This window comes from Xanthomonas sp. NCPPB 2250 (assembly GCF_056725265.1).
This window is the reverse complement of the sequence record NZ_CM161520.1, coordinates 4,688,127-4,707,918: the sequence shown is the minus strand read 5'-3', so window position 1 is coordinate 4,707,918 and position 19,792 is coordinate 4,688,127. Positions and strand designations below refer to the sequence as shown.

Annotated in this window: 16 protein-coding genes; 9 read left to right on the top strand and 7 right to left on the bottom strand. The window is 70.7% G+C overall.

The genetic code is table 11. The annotated features are described in order from the left end of the window. Nucleotides 1-31 precede the first annotated feature (31 nt). The 6 genes from treA to AC1PMG_RS19215 form a co-directional block, all read right to left on the bottom strand. On the bottom strand, nt 32-1,726 hold the full coding sequence (treA, locus tag AC1PMG_RS19240; RefSeq protein WP_481109906.1) for an alpha,alpha-trehalase TreA: 1,695 nt from the start codon (nt 1,724-1,726) through the stop codon (nt 32-34). A 299-nt stretch (nt 1,727-2,025) separates the two neighbouring features. Further along, complete coding sequence (locus AC1PMG_RS19235) at nt 2,026-2,943, bottom strand: GAF domain-containing protein (RefSeq protein ID WP_481109905.1); 918 nt, start codon at nt 2,941-2,943, stop codon at nt 2,026-2,028. 128 nt (nt 2,944-3,071) lie between these two features. Beyond that, complete coding sequence (locus AC1PMG_RS19230; protein WP_481109904.1) at nt 3,072-3,851, bottom strand: DUF72 domain-containing protein; 780 nt, start codon at nt 3,849-3,851, stop codon at nt 3,072-3,074. A 284-nt stretch (nt 3,852-4,135) separates the two neighbouring features. Further along, entirely contained in the window at nt 4,136-7,027 is a 2,892-nt protein-coding gene (locus AC1PMG_RS19225) for a M16 family metallopeptidase (protein WP_481109903.1), read from the bottom strand. A 164-nt stretch (nt 7,028-7,191) separates the two neighbouring features. After that, nucleotides 7,192-8,676, bottom strand: a complete 1,485-nt coding sequence (locus AC1PMG_RS19220; protein ID WP_481109902.1) for a cellulase family glycosylhydrolase — start codon at nt 8,674-8,676, stop codon at nt 7,192-7,194. 256 nt (nt 8,677-8,932) lie between these two features. Next, nucleotides 8,933-10,390: a cellulase family glycosylhydrolase gene (locus AC1PMG_RS19215; protein ID WP_481111710.1), complete on the bottom strand. Its 1,458-nt coding sequence runs from the start codon at nt 10,388-10,390 to the stop codon at nt 8,933-8,935. Nucleotides 10,391-10,943: 553 nt separating this feature from the next. On the opposite strand from AC1PMG_RS19215, the gene AC1PMG_RS19210 reads away from it, so the two are divergent. From AC1PMG_RS19210 to AC1PMG_RS19200, 3 genes are all read left to right on the top strand, one after another. Continuing rightward, nucleotides 10,944-11,351 (top strand): hypothetical protein, encoded by a 408-nt coding sequence (locus AC1PMG_RS19210; protein WP_481109901.1) that lies wholly within the window; start codon nt 10,944-10,946, stop codon nt 11,349-11,351. 275 nt (nt 11,352-11,626) lie between these two features. Continuing rightward, nucleotides 11,627-13,300, top strand: coding sequence for a M28 family metallopeptidase (locus AC1PMG_RS19205; RefSeq protein WP_481109900.1), 1,674 nt, complete (start codon nt 11,627-11,629; stop codon nt 13,298-13,300). A gap of 53 nt (nt 13,301-13,353) precedes the next feature. After that, nucleotides 13,354-13,839, top strand: a complete 486-nt coding sequence (locus AC1PMG_RS19200) for a hypothetical protein (protein ID WP_481109899.1) — start codon at nt 13,354-13,356, stop codon at nt 13,837-13,839. A 13-nt stretch (nt 13,840-13,852) separates the two neighbouring features. Here AC1PMG_RS19200 and AC1PMG_RS19195 read toward each other — a convergent pair whose 3' ends face one another. After that, entirely contained in the window at nt 13,853-15,445 is a 1,593-nt protein-coding gene (locus AC1PMG_RS19195; protein ID WP_017908520.1) for an APC family permease, read from the bottom strand. A 256-nt stretch (nt 15,446-15,701) separates the two neighbouring features. Here AC1PMG_RS19195 and AC1PMG_RS19190 point away from each other — a divergent pair, with 256 nt between their 5' ends. From AC1PMG_RS19190 to AC1PMG_RS19165, 6 genes are all read left to right on the top strand, one after another. Next, nucleotides 15,702-16,124, top strand: a complete 423-nt coding sequence (locus tag AC1PMG_RS19190) for a hypothetical protein (protein WP_481109898.1) — start codon at nt 15,702-15,704, stop codon at nt 16,122-16,124. Nucleotides 16,125-16,134: 10 nt separating this feature from the next. After that, nucleotides 16,135-16,584, top strand: coding sequence for a type II 3-dehydroquinate dehydratase (locus tag AC1PMG_RS19185; protein ID WP_152182479.1), 450 nt, complete (start codon nt 16,135-16,137; stop codon nt 16,582-16,584). Then, nucleotides 16,565-16,783, top strand: a complete 219-nt coding sequence (locus tag AC1PMG_RS19180) for a hypothetical protein (protein WP_267087372.1) — start codon at nt 16,565-16,567, stop codon at nt 16,781-16,783. Before AC1PMG_RS19185 ends, AC1PMG_RS19180 begins: the two co-directional genes overlap by 20 nt. Nucleotides 16,784-16,951: 168 nt before the next feature. Further along, nucleotides 16,952-18,256: a sensor histidine kinase gene (locus tag AC1PMG_RS19175; protein ID WP_017913866.1), complete on the top strand. Its 1,305-nt coding sequence runs from the start codon at nt 16,952-16,954 to the stop codon at nt 18,254-18,256. Then, nucleotides 18,249-19,016, top strand: coding sequence for a LytR/AlgR family response regulator transcription factor (locus AC1PMG_RS19170; protein WP_017908516.1), 768 nt, complete (start codon nt 18,249-18,251; stop codon nt 19,014-19,016). Before AC1PMG_RS19175 ends, AC1PMG_RS19170 begins: the two co-directional genes overlap by 8 nt. A gap of 43 nt (nt 19,017-19,059) precedes the next feature. After that, nucleotides 19,060-19,455, top strand: coding sequence for a hypothetical protein (locus AC1PMG_RS19165; RefSeq protein ID WP_481109897.1), 396 nt, complete (start codon nt 19,060-19,062; stop codon nt 19,453-19,455). Nucleotides 19,456-19,792: the final 337 nt, after the last annotated feature.

Below are 19,792 nucleotides of genomic sequence, written 5' to 3'. Positions count from 1 at the left end.
GCGGCGTGGCCGCGGTGCCGCCCGCGGCGGCTCAGAGCGCGACGGCCTCCGCCTCGGCTTCGGCCGTCGCTTGCGCGTGCGGGGCTGTCGGCGCCGCGGCCGGTGCCGCGTACAGATCCAGCAGCAACAGGGTCACGCCGTTGGTCCAGCCGAAGCCGTCCTGCAGCGCGTACTCGCCGCCGCCGCCGCCCTTGGCCTGCGCGTCCACGCCGTACTTCTCCACCAGCTTGTGCTGCTGCGCGAACAGCGCCTGCACCCGCGCCAGGAAGCGGCTGCCGATGCGCTGCGCCAGCGCGTCCTGGCCGTAGCGGCGCAGGCCGTCCACGGCGATCCACTGCAGCGGCGCCCAGCCGTTGGGCTCGTCCCACTGCTGGCCGGTGTGCAGGCGCGTGGTCGCCACGCCACCGGGGCGCAGCAACTGCGCCTGCACGGTGTCGGCGCTGCGCTTGGCCCGTGCCGGCGAGGCGACCCCGACGAACAGCGGGTACAGCGCCGCCGCGGTGACCTGGTCGCGCAGCCGGCGCTGCTGCCAGTCGTAGTCGGCGTAGTAGCCGGCGTCGCTCCACAGGTGCTTGTCGATCGCGGTCTTGCGCGCGCTGGCCAGGGCCGCATAGTCGGTATCGCAGCCGGCCGCGCCGGGGGTCTTGGCGCAGGCCAGGGCCAGGGTGCTCTCCAGGTGGTAGAGCAGGCTGTTCAGGTCGACCGGGACGATGGCGGTGGTGCGGATGCTGGCCAGGGTCTTGCGGTCGCCGAGCCAGCGGCTGGAATAGTCCCAGCCGCTCTCGGCGCCGGCGCGCAGGTCGCGGTAGACCTCGGCGGCGGGGCGGTCCTTGGCCTCGGCGGCGGTACGCACGTCGTGCAGCCAGGCTTCCGGGCGCGGCGTGTCGCGGGCGTCCCAATAGCGGTTGAGCAGGCTGCCGTCGGCCAGCCGCACCACGTGCGCATGCGCGCTGCCCGGGGCCAGGGTCTGCGCGCCTTCCATCCAGTACGCGTATTCCTTCTGCAACTGCGGCAGGTAGCGCGCGTAGGCGGCATCGCCCTCCACCTTGGCCTGCAACTGCACCATGTGCGAGAAGAACGGCGGCTGCGAGCGGCTCAGGTAGTAGGTGCGGTTGCCGTTGGGGATGTGCCCGTAGGTGTCGATCAGGTAGGCGAAGTTGTCCAGCATCTGCCGGCTGCGTTCGTGTTCGCCGCTCTCCCCCAGGCCGAGCATGGTGAAGTAGGAATCCCAGTAGTAGACCTCGCGGAAGCGCCCGCCCGGCACCACGTACGGGTGCGGCAGCGACAGCAGGCTGCTGTAGGCCGGCACGTCGACCTGGCGGCGCACCAGCAGCGGCCACAGCGCGTCGATGTGCTCGCGCAGGCCGGTGTCCTGGCGGATCGCCTCGGTCTGCACCGGGCCGGATTCCTCGAAGTTGGCGGCGACGAAACGGCGCAGGTCGAAACCCGGCTGCTGGCGCTGCGCCAGATAGTCGGCGTTGATCAGCGCCGGGTCGCGCAGCGGCAACGCATCGACGAAGTGCTTCTGGTCGTCGAACAGTTCCTGCTGCTGCACCGCCTGGAACAGTTCCGGGTAGGCCAGGTCGGGCGTCTGCGGCGGCGGTGCCGGGGCGGTCAGCGTGGTCGCCGGCGCGGCCTCCGCCATGGCGGTATCGGCGGTGCCGAGCAACAGGCCGAGCGACAGGCTCAGCAGCGGGGTGCAACAGGGAGGAGCGGCATGGCTCATGTCGGGTCCAGAGCAGGATGCGTGCGGCATGGTAAACGACCGAAGCGGAGACGGGGGCGCGGCCGGATCCGGTACGTGGCCCGCCCGATCCTGCCCTGGCGGCCGCGCGCCGCCCGGCTCGCACCGGTGAGGGACCGCAACGCCTGGGGGCATGCAAGAACGGGGCCGCTGGTTGGGCTTGGCTCTCGGTCGGCGGGGCAGCTTGGGGACTGCCCGCCTGGGTGGGGGGACGACTCGGCCCCGCCCGCGTCAGAGCGGGGGAGCTGCCGTCCAGCGCGCGGCGGCGCGCGCCGCGCAGGTCAGGGCGCCTGCGGCCGCTGGCGGTCCTTCTCCGCGCTGAGCGCGGCTTCGGCGCGCAGGAACACCTGTCCGATCGGCTCGTCCGCCCGTGCGGCCTGGGCGTCGCCGACCAGCACAGTCAGCCCGAGCGCCTGCTGCCGCGCGGCGATCTCGCGCAGGCCGCGCAGCTTCTGTTCGGCATCGGCGCCGTGCAGCATGACGATGAACTCGGCGTGCTCGGTGGCGCGGTCCACGGTATCGGCGCCGCCGTCGTGCACGTAGCTGGCCAGGGTGCGATCCAGTTGCTGCAGGCTGCTGCCCAGCAGGCGTTCGCTCTGCCGCTCGGCCAGTGCGGCCAGTTCCTGCACTTCCAGGATCACTACCCGGTAGCGGCCATCGGTGGCGGCGTCCACGCTGGCGGCGGGATGCGCCTGCAGGATCGCCTCGCGTTCGCGCTGCAGGGCGTTGCGGCGTTCGTCGAGCAGGCGCATGGTGGTGCGCGCGAGGGCGCGCAGGCCGTCGCGCTGCGCATCGCTGAGTTGGCGCGGTGCGGTGTCCAGCACGCAGACCGTGCCCAGTGCGACGCCGTCGTCGGTCACCAGCGGCATGCCGGCATAGAAACGCGCGCCGGTGTCGCCGCGGACCACCGAGATATTGGCGAAACGCGGGTCGTCGGCGAGGTCGGGCACTTCCAGCAGCTGCTCGGGTTCACGGATCGCGTGATCGCACACCGCCTGGCTGCGCTCGGTCTGCGGCAGCTCCAGGCCGAGCCGGGCCTTGAACCACTGCCGGTCGCGGTCCAGCAGCGACAGCAGCGCGATCGGCGTGTCGCACAGCGTGGCGGCGATCTGCACGATGTCCTGGTAGGCGGCCTCGGGCAGGCTGTCGACGATGCGGTAGCTGTCGAGGACACGCTGGCGCTGGGCTTCATCGGTCATGGGCGGCGTCGGGTCTGGCGCGAATCGCGAGGCGCAGCACCATACCGCAGGGCGCGGCGACGTCGCGTGGACAAGCGCGCAAGCGTGACGCGGTGCACGCCAAGTGCCGGATTACGACACGTCGGCGATCAGCCGGCGGCACCGGCGCCGAGCGCGCGCAGCTGCGTCTGCAGCGTGGCGGCGTTGTCGAGGGCGTGGCCGAGCGCGGTGTTGTCGAAGATCACCCAGGCTTCGCCCGTGCGTGGCGTGGCGGCGACGACGCGCTCGGCCAGGCCGCGCAGCGTGTCGTCGGCGTAGTCGCTGTAGTAGCGGCGTGGTGCGCCGTGCCAGCGCCAGTAGGCCGGCGCCGCCGCGCCTGCCGGCTGCGCGGCGGTGGCAGTCAGGGCCGGGTCGGCGGCCACGCGCGCGATGTGGTGGCGCTGCCACAGCGCCTCGGCGCGTGCGTCGAACCAGCTGGCGTGGCGCGGTTCGCAGGCGATGCCGCCGTGCCAGCGGCGCCGCAGCATCGCGAAGAAGGTGGCGGCGGTGCGCGCATCGAAGGCCAGGCTCGGCGGCAGTTGCACCAGCAGGCAGCCGAGCCTGTCGCCGAGATGGCCGACCTCGTCGAGGAAGGTCTGCAGCAGCGGCGTGACGCGGGACAGGCGCGCGTCGTGGGTGATGGTGCGTGGCAGTTTGGCCGAGAAGCGGAAATGCGTCGGCACGCTGTCGGCCCAGCGCTGGTAGGTGCTGGCGCGGTGGGTGCGGTAGAACGTGGAATTGATCTCAACCGCGTCGAAGCGGGTGGCATAGCGCGCCAACTGGCTGGCGCCATCGCCGACCAGGCCGCGCTGCGTGCTGGCGATCGACCAGCCGGCGCAGCCGACGCGGATGCGGGAAGCGGCGACGCGGCGGGCAGAAGCGGTCGGCATCGGCGGTGGCAGGCGAGGACAGGCCTGTCGGATACCAAGCGTTGCGACCAGGAGCCGTGAAGGACAGGCGCGGCGCGCCGCCTTGGCGATCCATCCGCGACCCGTGCGCATGCCAGGGAAGGTGGACGCCTGCAGGCTGCGCCGGAGCGCAGCCTGCGCGTTCACTGTCGTCGCATGTCGCATGTCGCATGTTGCGAGGGCGACGCGTTGCGATGGCGCCGACGCCTCATGCTGGCGCCGGCGCGTGGCGCATGGCGGGGCAGATCCGCCATGCGTGTGCGGCGTTACTGCTTGGCCGCGGCCTTCGCCTTGACCGGCTGGCCGTCGCTGTCCAGCACCTGCACCTCGCCCAGCTTCAGCGCACGCACCGGCGCCTCGATCTGCTTGAGGTCGCCGACGATGACCCAGGTCATCGCCTGCGGCGCCACGATCTCCTTGATCGCCGCTTCCGCCGCCGGCTGGTCGACCGCTTCCAGGCGCGTCTTCAGCGTCTGCACGTAGTCGTCCGGGCGGCCGTACTGGACGATGCCTTCCATCGCGCCGAGCACCGCACCGGTGGTCTCGAAGCTGCCCGGCAGGGCGCGCACGCGCTGTTCCTTGATCTTGGCGATCTCGGCGGCGGTCAGCGGCTTGTCGCCGACCACGGCCTTGGCTTCCTTGAGGATCTCGGCGGCCGATTCGGCGGTCTTGTCGGTCTGCACCGGGGCGAAGAACAGGAACGGGCGCTGGCCGATCGCGTCGATCATGAAGCTGTTGGCGCCGTAGGCCCAGCGCTTGTCCTCGCGCAGGTTCATGTTCAGTCGCGAGGTGAAGGTGCCGCCGAAGGCGCCGTTGGCCACGCCGATCGCCAGGTTGTTCGGCGCCTTGGTCGAGGGCGCCAGCAGGCCGGCCAGGATCAGCGACTGCGGGGCGTCGTCGCGGTTGATCAGGAACACGCGCGGCTTGGGCTGCGCGGCCACCTGCGGCAGGGTCTTGGTCGGGCGCTTGCCGGCCGGGGCCTGCCAGTCGCCGAACGCGGCATCCAGCTGCGGGATGATCTTGGCCAGGGTGGTGTCGCCAGCGACCAGGATGCGCACGTTGTCCGGACGCAGCCAGTTGTTCTGGAACGCGCTCAGATCGCCAGCGGTCAGGCTCTTGATCGCCGCCTCGGTGCCAGTGCCGGTGAGCGGCACGCCGTACGGATGGCTGGGGCCGTACAGCAGCGGCGGCAGGGTGCGCAGTGCCAGGCCCTGCGGCTGGGTCTTCTCCTGCGCGATCGAGGCCAGCCACTGGCCGCGGATGCGCTCGATGTCGTCGGCCTTGAACGCCGGGTTGCGCACGATGTCGGCGAACAGCTCCAGCGACGGCGCCAGCTGGTCGTTGAGCGCGTTGAGCGAGGCGTCGCAGCTGTCCAGTTCGCAGGACACGCTGGTCATCGCGCCCAGGCGCTGGCGGCGCTGCGCCACGTCCACCGAATCCAGGTTGCGGGTGCTCTCGTTCATCAGCGCCGCGGTGAAGTTGGCGGTGCCGAGCTTGCTGCCGCGGTCGGTCGCGTAACCGGCATCGAACAGCATCTGGATCTGCGTGACCGGGATGGTGTGGCGCTCGGCCAGCACCACCTCGATGCCGTTCTTGAGCTTGCCGCGCTGCAGCTGCGGGAAGCTCAGGCTCGGGAACTGGCTGGTTTCCGGCACGCCGGCCGCGCGGTCCACCTGCGACTTGCCGACGCTGTAGTTGCCCTTGGCCGGCACCTTCGGCGCGGGCTTGCCCGGGGCCGCCGGCAGCGGCTTGACCGCCTTGTCCTCGGCCGCCGGATCGAAGCCTTCCGGCGCCGGCAGCACGGTCAGCAGGTAGTCGCCCTTGCCGAACCAGGTGTCGGCGGCCTTGCGCACGCTGGCGACGGTGGCGTCCTGCGCGCGCTGCAGGTCCTTCTTGTAGGCGCCCGGATCGTTGCGGTAGACCTGGCCCTCGGCCAGCACCGTGGCCTTGCCGCCGAAGCCGCCGACCTTCTCCAGGCCGCGCACGAAGCCGGCGCGGTAGCCGACCTGCGCACGCTGCAGTTCGTCGGCGGTGGGGCCTTCGGCCAGAAACTTCTGCAGTTCGTCGGCGATGGCGGCCTCGACCTTGGCCGGGTCCACGCCTTCCTTCACGTCGGCGGTGATCTGCAGCTGGCTGGCCAGCGCGAACGACTGCAGGCCGGCGGAGACGTCGTCGGCCAGCTTGTCGCGGTAGACCAGGCGCTGGTACAGGCGGCTGGTCTTGCCGCCGCCGAGCACGGTGGTGGCCAGGTCCAGCAGCACCGCGTCGTCGGTGCCCAGTTGCGGCGCGACCCAGGTGCGGTAGATGCGCGGCTGCGCGACGTGGTCGTGCTGCACGCCGCGGGTCTGCTTGGCCAGCGGGGTGATCCACGGCTGCTGGCGCGGCACCGGGCGGCCGGCGGGGATGTCGCCGAAGTACTGCTCGGCCTTGGCCTTGGCCTGCGCCACGGTGATGTCGCCTGCCAGCACCAAGGTGGTGTTGGCGGCGCCGTAGTTGTCGTGGAACCACTGCTTGACGTCGTCCAGCGAGGCCGCGTCGAGGTCGGCCATCGAGCCGATGGTGTCGTGCTGGTACGGATGGTTGGCCGGGAAGATGTTGGCCAGGATGTTCTCGTCGACGCGGCCGTAGGGGCGGTTCTGGCCCTGGCGCTTCTCGTTCTGGACCACGCCGCGCTGGGTGTCCAGTTCCTTCTGGCCGATCGCGCCGAGCAGGTGGCCCATGCGGTCCGATTCCATCCACAGCGCGGTGTCCAGCGCGGTGGTCGGTACGGTCTCGAAGTAGTTGGTGCGGTCGAACCAGGTGGTGCCGTTCATGTCGGTGGCGCCGACCTTCTCGAACGGCTGGAAGTAGGTGCCCTTGTGGTTCTCCGAGCCGGAGAACATCAGGTGCTCGAACAGGTGCGCGAAGCCGGTCTTGCCGGCCGGCTCGTCGCCCGAGCCGATGTGGTACCAGATGCTCACCGCCACCACCGGCGCCTTGTGGTCCTCGTGCACCACCACGGTCAGGCCGTTGGGCAGGGTGAAGCGGGTGTAGGCGATCTCCGGCGCGGTCGCCTGGCCCGGCGTGGCGGCGGCCAGGGCCGACGGCGCGGCGACCAGGGCGGCGCCGGTGCCGAGGGTGAGGATGCTGGAGATCAACAGCGACAAGGGACGGAGCATGGGCCGGGCCTGAGTGTGGACAGTGCGCCAGCATAGAGGGGCGGCGGCGGCCGCGGGAACGTGACTGATGGCACACCGCGCGGCACGGCGTGGGCGGCCGGCCTCGCGTACGGCCCGCCCGGGGGAAGGGCCGTGCGGGTGGCGTCAGGGACGCGGCGGCGCGCTCAGCGCGCGGCGCAGAAGCCGAACTCGGCAGTGGCGCCGGGGGCCAGGGTCTTGTTCCAGTCCACGCCGCTGGCGCTGAGCGTGGTGCCAGATTGCGTCCAGCTGGCGTTCCACAAGTTGTTGACGGTGCCGCTGATCGACAGCGTGGCGGTCCACTCGCCACTGCTGCCGCCGGTGTTGGTCACCTGCACGCGGTTGCAGTAGCCGGCGTTCCAGTCGCTGTCGACCAGGACCTTGGTGCTGAAGCTGCTGCCGGACGGCGGCGGCGTGGGCGTGGTGCCGCCGCCGTTGCCACCACCACCGCCTCCACCATTGCCACCGCCGTTACCACCGCCGTTGCCGCCGCCACCGCCAGTGCTGCTGCCGGCGCCGTCCCACAGCTTCTTCAGCAGGGTCACCTTGTCGTTGCGGACCGTGCTCCAGTCGTCGTTGAGGATGCCGCCGGTGTCGCCGCTGTTCGGGTTCCACGACCAGTAGAAGCCGCTGTGGATGCCCTTGCCGATCAGGTAGTCGACCAGCGCGTTCTGCCACTGCACGTCCAGCGGGTTGCCCTGGCCGTACTTGCCGCCGAACTCGCCCAGCAGCAGCGCGTGGCCGGCCTGGGCGAACTGGCCGAAGTGCTGCTCCCAGATCGCCGGCATGTTGGCCGGGAAGTTGGACGCGCTGAAGTACGGCTGCATGTAGACGTCCGGTCCGTACACGTGCGGGGCGAGCAGCAGGCGGTTGGCCGGGATGGCCAGCGGGGTGCAGGCCAGCGGTTCCAGGTTCTCGCCCCAGAAGTGGGCGGTGTCGCTGGAGCAGGTGGACGTGTTGGAAATGCCCTCGACCACGATCAGCCAGTTCGGCGCCGCGTTCAGCACCACCGCCGACGCGCGTTCGGCGGCCTTGTTCCAGTCGGTGGCGGCATTGCCGCTGCCCCAGGTGGCGGCGCCGTGCGGCTCGTTCTTCAGGTCCAGGCCGATCACCCCCGGCACCGACGCGTAGCGCTTGGCGACGAAGCTCAGATCATTCAGCCATTGCTGCTCGCTGTAGCTGCCGGTGTACCAGAGTTCGGAGATCGCGTTGCAGTCCGGGGTGTGGTGGTCGAGCAGCACGTACATGCCGCGGCTGCTGAGTTCGTTGATCACCTTGTCGAGCAGCTGCAGCGAGTTCAGGCCCTGCAGGTCCGGATTGCGGCTGTAGTCGATGCTGCCGGGCGATACCGCCTGCAGCGTCTGCGGGCAGAACGGCAGGCGCACGGCGTTGAAGCCCAGGCCCTGCATCTGCGTGATCATGTCCTTCCAGTTGCGCGCCCACAGGCCGTGCACGGTGTGCTGCGAGGTCTCGAAACCGAACCAGTTGACGCCGCGCAATTGCACGGCATTGCCGGCGTCGTCCACCACCTTGCCCTGCTGGATGGCATAGCTCCAGGCCGAGCCGCTGGCGACCACGAGCGCCGCGGCCAGCAGGCAGCGGGTAATGCGGGAATGCAGGGACCGGTTCATCGCGATGCTCCGAGGGTGGCCGGTGCGGAGTGCGTCGGCCAAAGGGGGACGGATACCTGGCGGCGATGATCGGCAGTGTCCGCCGTGGCGGCCGTGACTGCCGTTGCAGAAGACGGGCTTGTCCACGGATTGCGCGCAGGTGCTGTGGTGATGTCCACGGGCGCGCCATCGCCTGGCGAAAACGCCAACGGCAGCGTCGTGGGACGCTGCCGTTGAGGTTGGGCCCCGCGCGCTGCGCGGGGCGATGGCGCCGTCTTCAGCGGGCGGCGCAGAACCCGAACTCGGCGGTGGCGCCGGGGGCCAGGGTCTTGTTCCAGTCCACGCCGCTGGCGCTGAGCGTGGTGCCCGACTGCGTCCAGGTGGCGTTCCACAGGTTGTTGACGGTGCCGCTGATGGACAGGGTGACCGCCCAGTTGCCGGTGGCGCTGCCGCTGTTGGTCACCTGCACGCGTTCGCAGTAGCCGGCGTTCCAGTCGCTGTCGACGATGACCTTGGTGCTGAAGCTGGCGCTGCCCGGGGCCGGGGTCGGCGTGGGGGTCGGCGTCGGGGTCGGCTCCGGGGTGGGCGTGGGCGTCGGAGTGGGTGTCGGCGTGGTGCCGCTGGTGTCGCCCCACAGCCGCTTCAGCCCGACCATCTTCTCGCTGCGCACGGTGGTCCAGTCGTCGTCGAGCACGCCGCCGGTGTCGCGGCTGTTCGGGTTCCAGGCCCAGTAGAAACCGCTGCGGATGTTCTTCTTGATCAGGTAGTCGATCAGCGCCTTCTGCAGGATCGGGTCCTGCGCCTGGTTGCGGCCTTCGTTGCCGCCGAACTCGCCGATCATCATGGCGTAGCCGCGCTGGGTCAGCTGGCCGAACTGGCGCTCCCAGATCGCCGGCATGTTGGCCGGGAAGCTGCTGTCGCCGAAGTAGGGCTGCCAGTTCACGTCGGGGCCGTACACGTGCGGGGACAGCAGCAGGCGATTGGCCGGCACGTTGAGCTTGGTGCAGGTCAGCGGTTCCAGGTTGCCGCCCCACCAGTAGCCATAGCTGCTGGAGCAGGTGGGGTTGTCGGTGATGCCCTCGACCACGATCAGCCACTTCGGCGCCACCTTCAGCACCGCCGCCGAGGCGCGCTCGACCGCCTTGTTCCAGTCGGTCTTGAGGTTGCCGGTGCCCCAGGTGTTGCGGCCGTTCGGCTCGTTCTTCAGGTCGATGCCGATCACGCCCGGCACCGACGCGTAGCGCTTGGCCACGAACGTCAGGTCGCTGAGCCACTGCTGCTCGCTGTAGGAGTCGGTGTACCAGAGCTCGGAGATGCCCTGGCAATCGGGCGAGTGGTGGTCCAGCAGCACGTACATGCCGCGGCTGCTGAACTCGTTGATCACCTTGTCCAGCACCTGCAGCGAATTCAAGCCCTGCAGGTCCGGGTTGCGGCCGTAGTCGATGCTGGTCGGCGCGACGCCGCGCAGGGTCTGCGGGCAGAACGGCAGGCGAACGGCGTTGAAGCCCAGGCCCTGCATCTGCGTGATCATGTCCTTCCAGTTGCGCGCCCACAGGCCATGCACGGTGTGCGCGCTGCCTTCGAAACCGAACCAGTTGACGCCGCGCAGTTGCACTGCGTTGCCGCGGTCGTCCACCACCGTGCCTTTGCTGACGGCGTAACTCCAGGCCGAACCGCTGGCGGCCAGCAGCGCGGCGGCCAGCACGCAACGGGTGATGCGGGTGAGAGGGGACATCGACATCTCTGCAGGTCTCCGGAAGCGGGCCGGCCCCGCAGTCGGAGCGGCCCAGATGAGGGTGGGGGCAACGGACGCCGCGCCCGGCTCGGGTGGAAGCCGGGAGGGGCACGCGGATCGGCGTGGGCCACCGATCGGCGCGGCCCCGTGATGCGCGAGCGCGGCATTAGAGCATGTTCAGGTTCGTATTTGAGCGGTTTATCACAATAAATTTTTGCGACAGCGCACGTCTGGCGGGTGCCCGGCCCGTGCCGGTCCCGCGGCCGCCTCGCTACACTCGGCCGCTCATGCCTGCCGAGGGGATCTTCGTGCAACGCCCAGACCTGTCCTTCGCGGTGCAGTGGCCGCATTGGCGCCCCGATTCCGCCTTCCGTGCGCGCCGCGGCGTGGGCGCAGGGCGGCGCGCGTGAGTCGCGATCCGCTGCCGCCGTCCGCAGCGCCGGCGCCTGCCCCGGCAGTTGCGCCCGGGGCCGCGGCGGCACGGAGGGGCGACGCTACGGCTGTCGCCCCGGCGGACACCGCGGCGGCGCCAGGCTGGCTGGTCCGCAGCGGCGTGGCGCTGGCGTTCGCGATCGTCGGGCCGCCCCTGGGCACGCTGGTCGTCGGTCTGCCGTTGGCGTTTTCCTGGACGTGGGGGCAGCCCGGCGGCTTCGGCGATGCGCTGCCGCTTCTCCTGCTCATGGCGCTGATGTCCTGCATCTTCGGCGCGTTGCCGGGGCTGTTGACCGGCCTGTTCGCCGCCTATGCCTGGCCCCGCCTGCGTGGCTGGCGCGCGCATCTGCTGGTGGGGGTGATCGGTGCCGGCATGTCGGCCGTCTGCGTCGGTGCGCTCATCGCCTGGATCAACAGCCATCGCGACGCGTTCCGCGAGCCCGGCAGCTGGCTGGGATCTTGCGTGCTTGCCGGGGGCGTCGGCGCCCTGCTGCTCTCGCTGGCGCTGGACCGGCTGCGCGGACGCTGAGCGCTGTCGCGGTCCGGCCGGTGCTGGCCTGGGGCAGCGATGGGGGCGCCAGCCGGCCCGCGGGCTCCAGCCACGGAAGTCCCGGGCGAGCGTCCATTTCCTCGCGCGTCCCTGCCACGCCCACGCGCAGCGGCACGCGGCATGCGCGGAGATGATGGCGCGCCCCAGGACATCAGCGCTCGAAGGACCGCGCGCGCCCGAGGGGCCCCGGACCCTGCCGATCGCCTGGCCGCGCCGCTACACTCGGGGTTCTTTGTGTCTGCCGAGGGAACTCCGTGAAACGACCGATCGTGAGCCTGCTGGCTCTTGCGCTGTCCGGCGCCAGCCTGGCGGCACCGCCGCCCGCACCGACCTTCGACACCAAGCGCTTGTCCGCCGACGTCAAGACGCTGGCCTCCGACGCCTACGAGGGCCGCGCCCCGGGCTCGGCGGGCGAGGAGAAGACCGTGGCCTATCTGAGCGCGCAGTTCCAGGCGGCCGGCCTGCAGCCGGGCGGCGACCTGCGCGACGGCAAGCGCCTGTGGACCCAGGCGGTGCCGCTGCGCCGCGCCGACATCGTCGGTACCCCGCAACTGGCCATCGCCAGCGGCGACCAGCGCCAGGCCCTGACCCAGGGTCAGCAGATCGCCGTGCGCGCCGCGCTCGACGGCAGCAGCCAGGTGACCCTGGACGGCGCGCCGCTGGTGTTCGTCGGCTACGGCGTCAAGGCGCCCGAGCGCGGCTGGGACGACTTCAAGGGCGTGGACCTGAAGGGCAAGATCGCGGTGGTGCTGATCAACGACCCCGACTTCGAGACCGGCAAGGGCGCGTTCGACGGCAAGGGCATGACCTACTACGGCCGCTGGACCTACAAGTTCGAGGAAGGCGCGCGGCAGGGCGCGGCCGGCGTGCTGATCGTGCACGAGACCGCACCGGCCTCCTACGGCTGGGCCACCGTGGCCAACTCCAACACCAACAGCATGTTCGACGTGGTCCGCGACGATCCCAAGACGGTGCATCCGGAGCTGGAGGGCTGGATCCAGCGCGATCTGGCGGTGGACCTGTTCAAGCGCGCCGGGCTGAATTTCGATGCGCTGAAGAAGCAGGCGCAATCGCGCGACTTCAAGCCGGTGGAGCTGAAGGGCGAGCGCCTGTACGCCGACTACGCGGTGAAGTCGGAGGTGATCACCTCGCGCAACGTGGTCGCGCGGCTGCCCGGCAAGACCCAGCCGGACGACACCCTCATCTACACCGCGCACTGGGATCACCTGGGCGTGGGCGCACCCGACGCCAAGGGCGACCGCATCTTCAACGGCGCGCTGGACAATGCCAGCGGCGTCGCCGCGCTGCTGGAACTGGCCCGCGCCTTCGCCAAGGGCCCGGCGCCGCAGCGCTCGGTGGTGTTCATGGCGGTCACCGCCGAGGAGAAGGGCCTGCTCGGTTCGGAGTACTACGCCTCCAAGCCGCTGTACCCGCTGGCGCGCACGGTGGCGGTGATCAACATGGACGGCATGAGCCCGTTCGGGCCCTCGCGCGATTTCGGCATCTACGGCACCGCCAAGCTGGAACTGCTCGACGACCTCAAGCGCGTGGCCAAGGGCTGGGACCTGCGCTACACGCCCGATCCGAAGCCGGAAGCCGGCTACTTCTTCCGCTCGGATCACTTCTCCTTCGCCAAGCGCGGCGTGCCGGCGCTGTCCTTCGCCGCCGGCCAGGACTGGGTGGACGGCGGCGTGGCGGCCGGCAAGGCCGCTTCGGACGACTACACCGCCAAGCGCTACCACCAGCCCGGCGACGAGTGGCAGCCGAACTGGACCTTCGCTGGCGCCGCGCGCGACATGCAGGTGCTGTACACGCTGGGCGAGGAACTGGCCAATTCGACGCAGTGGCCGAACTGGAGCCGCGACTCCGAGTTCCGCGCCACCCGCGACGCCAGCGCCGCGCAGCGCCAGGCCGCGCCCGCCAAGTGAGCCACGCCCCAGTGCCGCCTGCGCCGCAGGCGGCTGCGGATCCGCCGGCGGGCGTGCGCGCTGAAACCGCCGATCCGGTCGACGTGGACGCGGGCAACGACCCGCTGCCGCGTTGGCTGATCGGCATTGGAGTGGTGCTGGCCTTCCTGTTCGTCGGCCCGCCGCTGGGCACCCTGGTGGTCGGGCTGCCGGTGGTCGTTGCGATGATCTGGGGGGAGGACGGTAGCTTCGCCACTGCGCTGCAGCTGCTCCTGCTGATGGCGCTGTTTTCCTATGTCTTCGGTGCCTTGCCGGCGCTGCTGACCGGTCTGTTCGCTGCGCGTGCCTGGTCACGCCTGCGCGGCTGGCGCGCGCATCTGCGCATCGGCCTGATCGGGGCCGGCAGCTCGGCCCTTTGCATCGCCGCGGTACTGGCCGTGTTCGACAGACGTTACGCCCCGTTCCACCAGGGCGTCATTGCCGTCGGCCTGTGCGCCCTGGCTGGTTTCGTCGGCGCCGCGCTGCTGTCGCGCGCATTTCAGGCCTTGCGCGGCGGCTGAGCGCCGCCGCGGCTCAGCCGCCGCTGGCTTGCTGCAGCGACGGCGTGCGCCAGCCGGCGCGCACGCCCCAGAAGTAGAAGCCCAGCGCGACCACGCCGACCACCACCAGGTCCGGCCCGTAGGACAGGTAACCGTGGCCGCCGAAGGTGGTGCTGCCGGCCCACGACAGCAGGGCGATGGTCGGCAGATAGGCGATCAGCCAGCTGGCGCCGCGCAGGTGCCGGCGGAAATCCTTCCAGCCGTCGCGCTGCTGGTAGTAGGCGTACACCGGCAGGGCGACCAGCATCAGCAGGATGATCTCGCCGGTCAGCGGCCAGCGCGCCCAGTACAGCAGTTCGGTGGCCAGCACGAAGGCGGCGGCGGCCAGCACCGGCAGGCCGGCGATGCGCAGCGGGCGGTGCATCTCCGGCGCATGCTTGCGCAGCGCCATGGCGCTGATCGGGCCGGTGAGGTAGGAAATGATCGTCGCCACCGAGATCACCGCCGCCAGCGTGCCCCAGCCGCGGAAGAAGAACAGGAACAGGTAGGACACCAGCAGGTTGAAGAACATCGCCGGGCGCGGCACGCCCCAGGTCGGATGGATCCGGCCCAGCACCTTGGGCATGGTGCCGTTGCGCTCCATGCCGTAGATCATCCGCGCGGTGGTGGCGGTGTAGGTGATGCCGGTGCCGCTGGGGCTGACGAAGGCGTCCACGTACAGCAGCATCGCCAGCCAGTGCAGGTTGACGATGATCGCCAGCTGCGCGAACGGCGAGCGGAAGTCGATGCCGTGCCAGCCGGCCTTGGCCAGCAGGTCCGGCGGCACCGCGCCCAGGTAGGCGACCTGCAGCAGCACGTAGACCACCGTGGCCAGCGCGATCGAGCCCAGCACCGCGAACGGGATGCTGCGCCCGGGATTGCGCGCCTCGCCGGCCAGATTCACCGGACTCTGGAAGCCGTTGAAGCTGAACACGATGCCGGCGGTGGCCACCGCGGTGAGCACCGCGGCGAAGTCGATGGTGTGGCTGCCGCCGTGCAGGCCGACGCTGAAGTTCTCGCTGTGGAAGCCGCTGGCGATCAACGCCACGCCGGTCAGCGCCGGCACCACCAGCTTGAACACGGTGATCAGGCTGTTGGAGCGCGCGAACAGCTTCACGCTCCAGAAGTTCAGCAGGAAGTACACCAGCACCAGCACCGCGGCGATGCACAGGCCGGGCACCGACAGCTCACCGGCGCCGCCGGGCTGCTGCACGTACAGATCCTGCGCCCACTGCCACGGCCAGGACGCCATGTACTGCACCGAGGCCTCGGCCTCGACCGGGATCACCGACACGATCGCGATCCAGTTGGCCCAGCCGGCGATGAAGCCGACCAGCGAACCGTGCGAATAGTGGCTGTAGCGGACCATGCCGCCGGACTCGGGGAACATCGCGCCCAGTTCGGCATAGGCCAGTGCGATGGTGGTGACGATCGCCGCGCCCAGCACCCAGGCCCAGATCGCACCGGGGCCGGCCAGCCCGGCGGCGCGCCAGGCGCCGAACAGCCAACCGGAACCGATGATCGAACCGAGGCCGGTCAGCATCAGGGCGAACGGGCCGACATCGCGGCGCAGGGCGGTTTGGGTCATGGCGGGTCCGGCGGCGGCGGGAAGCGGGGGATGATCGCATAAAGCCGGGACTCGGGACCCGGGTCCCGGGACCCGAAAAGCGCTCTGCTGCGATCCAAGGCTTTCCGACTTCCGTTCTCCCGGGTCCCCGGTCCCGGGTCCCGGGTCCCGGGTCCCGGCCTTACAAAGACTTTACGCCCCACGCCCTCCATCGGCATGGAACGCTTACGCGGCGCGCGCGCAGACTGCGCCACGTCCTTTCCGTTGGATGTGTTCCATGTCGATTCTGCTGATCCAGGGCCCGCATCGCGATGCGTCGGCCATCGCCGCGGCGCAGTGTCTGGCCGCTTCCCATGCCGCGCAGGTGGTGCCGGTGGCCTGTGCCGATGCCGCGCAGATCGTGGCGCGGCTGCGGCAAGGCGCGTGCGACGACACCGAGCTGGTGCTGCTGGATTCCGGCGAGTTGCCGGCGTCGGAGCTGGCCGACCACGGCGCGCAGCTGTGCGCGGCGCTGGACGCGCTGGGCCATCCGTACATCGAGGTGCACGATGCCAGCGCGCAGGCGCTGGAACCGCTGCTGCATCCGCGGCACATGCCGTTGCTGACGGTGATCGCCAACGGTGGGCTCGCCGACAGCTACGCCATCGCCCTGGGCGTGGCGCAGCGCCGGCTCGGCGCGCGCGCGGCGCTGGCCAACTGAGGGCGCCGCCATGTCGATCCTGTTGCTCCGTGGCCCGGACTGCGTGGCCGGCCATCGCGGCCGCCCGGCCCGCATCGCCCCGCCGGTGATGCGGCAATTGCTCGCCCATGCCGGCCGCGCCGGCAAGACCCTGGCGGTGCGCGGCTGCGCCAGCGAGCGCGAACTGCTGCAGGCGCTGGCCCAGGCCGACCAGGCCGGGGTGGAGATGCTGTTGCTGGATCCGGGCGCGTGCTCGGACAGCGCCATCACCGCCGACGCGGTGGCGCACCTGCGCCGGCCTTACGTGGAAGTGCACGACGATGCCAGCGATCGCCGCGAAGCCTGCCTGTGTGCGGCGTCGGGGCAGCGTCTGGGCCAAGTCGGCGGCTACTGCGCGCAGGGCTACGCGCTGGCACTGTCGATCGCGCTCGAACACCTGGGCTGCAACGGCTACGAAGGCGATGTCCACGTCGGCACCTGAGCGCGCGCGCCACTACCTGGCCGACTACGAGGCCTACAGCTTCGGCCAGCGCGTGGCCTGGGGCACCCTGGCGCACACCTGGGCCGAGCCCGCGCCGCTGGACCCGGAGCGGTTGCTGTGCCGCCTGCGCGCGCAGGCGGCGCAACGCCACGGCGTGGACAGCGCGGAGATCCGCATCCGCAGCGTGAGCCGGCTGTAGGGCGCGCTGTCGCCTGGAATGGCGCCGCCGCCTCTGCGTGCGGCTGGGCTGCGGTTTCGTCCTGCCAAGGCCCGGTCCCATCCTCGCCAGCGGCGGTTTCGTCGCACGCCGCTGGCGCCGTGCGACGCCGCGGCTATCCTCGCCGGAACTTCCCAGTCCCCGGCCGCCATGCTCGCCAGCCTGTTCTTCCTCGTTCGCCTGTTGTGCGCCTGGGCAGTGGCGGTGGTTGTCGCCGCCTTCGTCTGGGCCGGGTTGTTCTACGGCATGAATTCCGGGCCGGGCTGGCTGTTCGGCCTGTTGGCGATGCTGTTGATGCTGTCGGCGCTGATCGCCGGCATCACCCACCTGCGCAAGGTCTGGCTGATCGCCGGGCGCCTGGACTGGGGCACCCTGGCCAGCCGCCAGCGGCGCCAGATCGAGATCCCGCTGGACACCCATGAGGCGTTCGCGCTGCTGGATGCGGCGGTGCGCGAACTGCCGCGGGTGGAGGAAGTGGAAAGCACGCTGGACAGCCTGCAGGTGCGCGCCAAGGTGCGCCGCATCGATCCGTACAACGGCCGCCCGCCGTCGCGCTGGAACCTGGCCGCGCGCTTCGCGGTCAAGCGCAACCAGGTGGTGGCGACGGTGACCCCGGGCACCGGCACCAGCAGCCTGACCCTGCTGCTGGAGCCGGATGCCAGCGCCTGGATCGACCTGTTCGCGGTCGACGAGGGCAGCAACTACGAGAACGCCGAAGCCTTGGGTCGTGCGCTGGCGCGGCGCGTGGCCGAGCTGCGCCGCGACGAGCAGGCCGCCGCCACACAGGCCGCCACCGAGCAGGAGCTGACCGTGGCGCGGCTGAACCTGTTGCACGCGCAGGTCGAGCCGCATTTCCTCTACAACACGCTGGCCAGCGCACAGGTGCTGGCGCGGACCGATCCGCCGCGCGCCGACCTGATGCTGGGCTATCTGATCCAGTACCTGCGGCGCTCGCTGCCCAGCACCGAGGACGCGATGAGCTCGCTCGGCGACGAGCTCGAGCGGACCCAGGCCTACCTGGAGATCCTGCGCATCCGCATGGGCGCACGCCTGCAACTGCAGGTGCAGGTGCCGGAGACGATGAAGACGCTGCCGCTGCCGTCGATGATGCTGCAGACGCTGGTGGAGAACGCGATCAAGCACGGCCTGGAACCCAAGCCCGGTGGCGGCACCATCTGGATCCTGGCGCGCGCGGTCGACGATCACGTCACCCTGACCGTGGCCGACGACGGCCTGGGCTTCAACACCCAGTCCAGCGGCACCGGCATCGGCCTGAAGAACCTGCGCGAGCGCTTGCGCCTCACCTATGCCGGCGCGGCGAGCTTCGCCATCGTCTCCAACTTCCCCAGCGGCGTGGCCGCCACCATCACCCTGCCGTGGCCGGCGGGGACGACGCCGCCACCGCCGCCACTGCCGGCGCCGGTGGCGACGCACACGGGAGCGCACCATGACTGACGCGATCGTCGCCGAGGACGAAACCCTGTTGCGCGATGCGCTGGTTGCGCTGCTGGGCGAGGTGTGGCCGGAGTTGCGCATCGTCGCCGAGTGCGAGGACGGCGCCAGCGCGCTGGAGCGGTTGGCCGAGCTGCGCCCGCAGGTGGCGTTCCTGGACATCCGCATGCCCGGGCTGAGCGGCATCGAGGTGGCGCGTGCGCTGGGCGAACTGAGCCCGCACACGCAGGTGGTGTTCGTCACTGCCTACGACCAGTACGCCATCGATGCGTTCGAGCACGGCGCGGTGGACTACCTGCTCAAGCCGATCGTGCGCGAGCGTCTGCAGGCCACGGTGCAGCGGCTGCAGGCACGGGCGGCGCAGGGGCCGGATCCGGCGGTGCTCGACGCGCTGCTGCAGCGCCTGCAGCAGCGCCCGGTCGCGCCGTCGGCGCCGCCACCGCTGGCCTGGGTCACCGCCAGCAGCGGCCGCGAGACGCGGCTGATCCTGCTCGACGACGTGCTGTATTTCCAGGCCGACAGCAAGTACACCACGGTGCTCACCCGCGATGGCGAGGCGGTGCTGCGCACCTCCTTGCGCGAGCTGCTGGACGTGCTCGATCCGGCGGCGTTCCGGCAGATCCACCGCTCCACCATCGTCAACCTCAAGGCGGTGGCCTCGGTGGTGCGCGACGACACCGGCAAGGGCCGGCTGAAGCTGCGCCACCGCGACGAGGTCCTGACCGTCAGCCAACCCTACATGAGCCTGTTCCGCGGCATGTAGCCGCGCAGTCCCCCGCTTCGCACTGGAACAAGGAATCTCCACCATGCGTCTGCTCTCCGTGCTGTGGTCGTGCCTGCTCGGCCTGTTCGGCTGCCAGGGACATGCCGATCTCGACCTGTCGATGGGCGCCCACCGCGAGACGGTGGTGCAGGCCAGCGAACGCGGCGTGCCGCTGCTCTTCAGCCGCACCACGTATCGCGGTGGTCTGGCCACGTTCCGCTGCATCGACAGCCGCAGCGGGCGCTGCCACTACCAGGTCTATGCGGCCTGCACGGCATCGCCGCAGGCCAGCGGCGGCGATGGCACTGCGTGCAATCCGCGCGTGCTGCAGGCCTTCGATCTGGCGGTCGGCCAGCGCCGCGAGATCGCCGGGCTGCCGGGCGATTTCCGGCAGTGCGTGGTGTCGGATGCAACGGCCTCGACCTGCGGGCGGGAGTGAGGAGCGATAGCGAACGGCTGGTCGATACGATCTTCCGACACATCCAGCGATGTCACGATGGCCGCGGCTGTTGTGGGAGGGACTTCAGTCCCGACGCGTCTGCAATGGAACTCCCGGATGGCGTCTTGCGTCGCGACCGAAGTCGCTCCCACACGGGCATTACCGCGGAGCTGTCGGACGTCGCGCGTTGCGGCTGCAGCCGTTGAGAGGCATTGCCGCAGAGCCGTCGGACGAGGTCATGCGTCGCGGCTGAAGCCGCTCCTACAGCACGCCTCGCTGCAATTCGACACTGGACACCGTAGGAGCGGCTTCAGCCGCGACCCGGATGCGAGGTCGA

What these genes read in the sequence shown, in the direction of transcription:
- AC1PMG_RS19180 (WP_267087372.1), top strand. Translation starts at nt 16,565, where the DNA reads ATGTCCACGTCGGCACCTGAGCGCGCGCGCCACTACCTGGCCGACTAC.
- AC1PMG_RS19235 (WP_481109905.1), bottom strand. Translation starts at nt 2,943, where the DNA reads ATGACCGATGAAGCCCAGCGCCAGCGTGTCCTCGACAGCTACCGCATC.
- AC1PMG_RS19230 (WP_481109904.1), bottom strand. Translation starts at nt 3,851, where the DNA reads ATGCCGACCGCTTCTGCCCGCCGCGTCGCCGCTTCCCGCATCCGCGTC.
- AC1PMG_RS19195 (WP_017908520.1), bottom strand. Translation starts at nt 15,445, where the DNA reads ATGACCCAAACCGCCCTGCGCCGCGATGTCGGCCCGTTCGCCCTGATG.
- AC1PMG_RS19170 (WP_017908516.1), top strand. Translation starts at nt 18,249, where the DNA reads ATGACTGACGCGATCGTCGCCGAGGACGAAACCCTGTTGCGCGATGCG.
- treA (WP_481109906.1), bottom strand. Translation starts at nt 1,726, where the DNA reads ATGAGCCATGCCGCTCCTCCCTGTTGCACCCCGCTGCTGAGCCTGTCG.
- AC1PMG_RS19165 (WP_481109897.1), top strand. Translation starts at nt 19,060, where the DNA reads ATGCGTCTGCTCTCCGTGCTGTGGTCGTGCCTGCTCGGCCTGTTCGGC.
- AC1PMG_RS19175 (WP_017913866.1), top strand. Translation starts at nt 16,952, where the DNA reads ATGCTCGCCAGCCTGTTCTTCCTCGTTCGCCTGTTGTGCGCCTGGGCA.
- AC1PMG_RS19215 (WP_481111710.1), bottom strand. Translation starts at nt 10,390, where the DNA reads ATGTCCCCTCTCACCCGCATCACCCGTTGCGTGCTGGCCGCCGCGCTG.
- AC1PMG_RS19220 (WP_481109902.1), bottom strand. Translation starts at nt 8,676, where the DNA reads ATGAACCGGTCCCTGCATTCCCGCATTACCCGCTGCCTGCTGGCCGCG.
- AC1PMG_RS19225 (WP_481109903.1), bottom strand. Translation starts at nt 7,027, where the DNA reads ATGCTCCGTCCCTTGTCGCTGTTGATCTCCAGCATCCTCACCCTCGGC.
- AC1PMG_RS19190 (WP_481109898.1), top strand. Translation starts at nt 15,702, where the DNA reads ATGTCGATTCTGCTGATCCAGGGCCCGCATCGCGATGCGTCGGCCATC.
- AC1PMG_RS19185 (WP_152182479.1), top strand. Translation starts at nt 16,135, where the DNA reads ATGTCGATCCTGTTGCTCCGTGGCCCGGACTGCGTGGCCGGCCATCGC.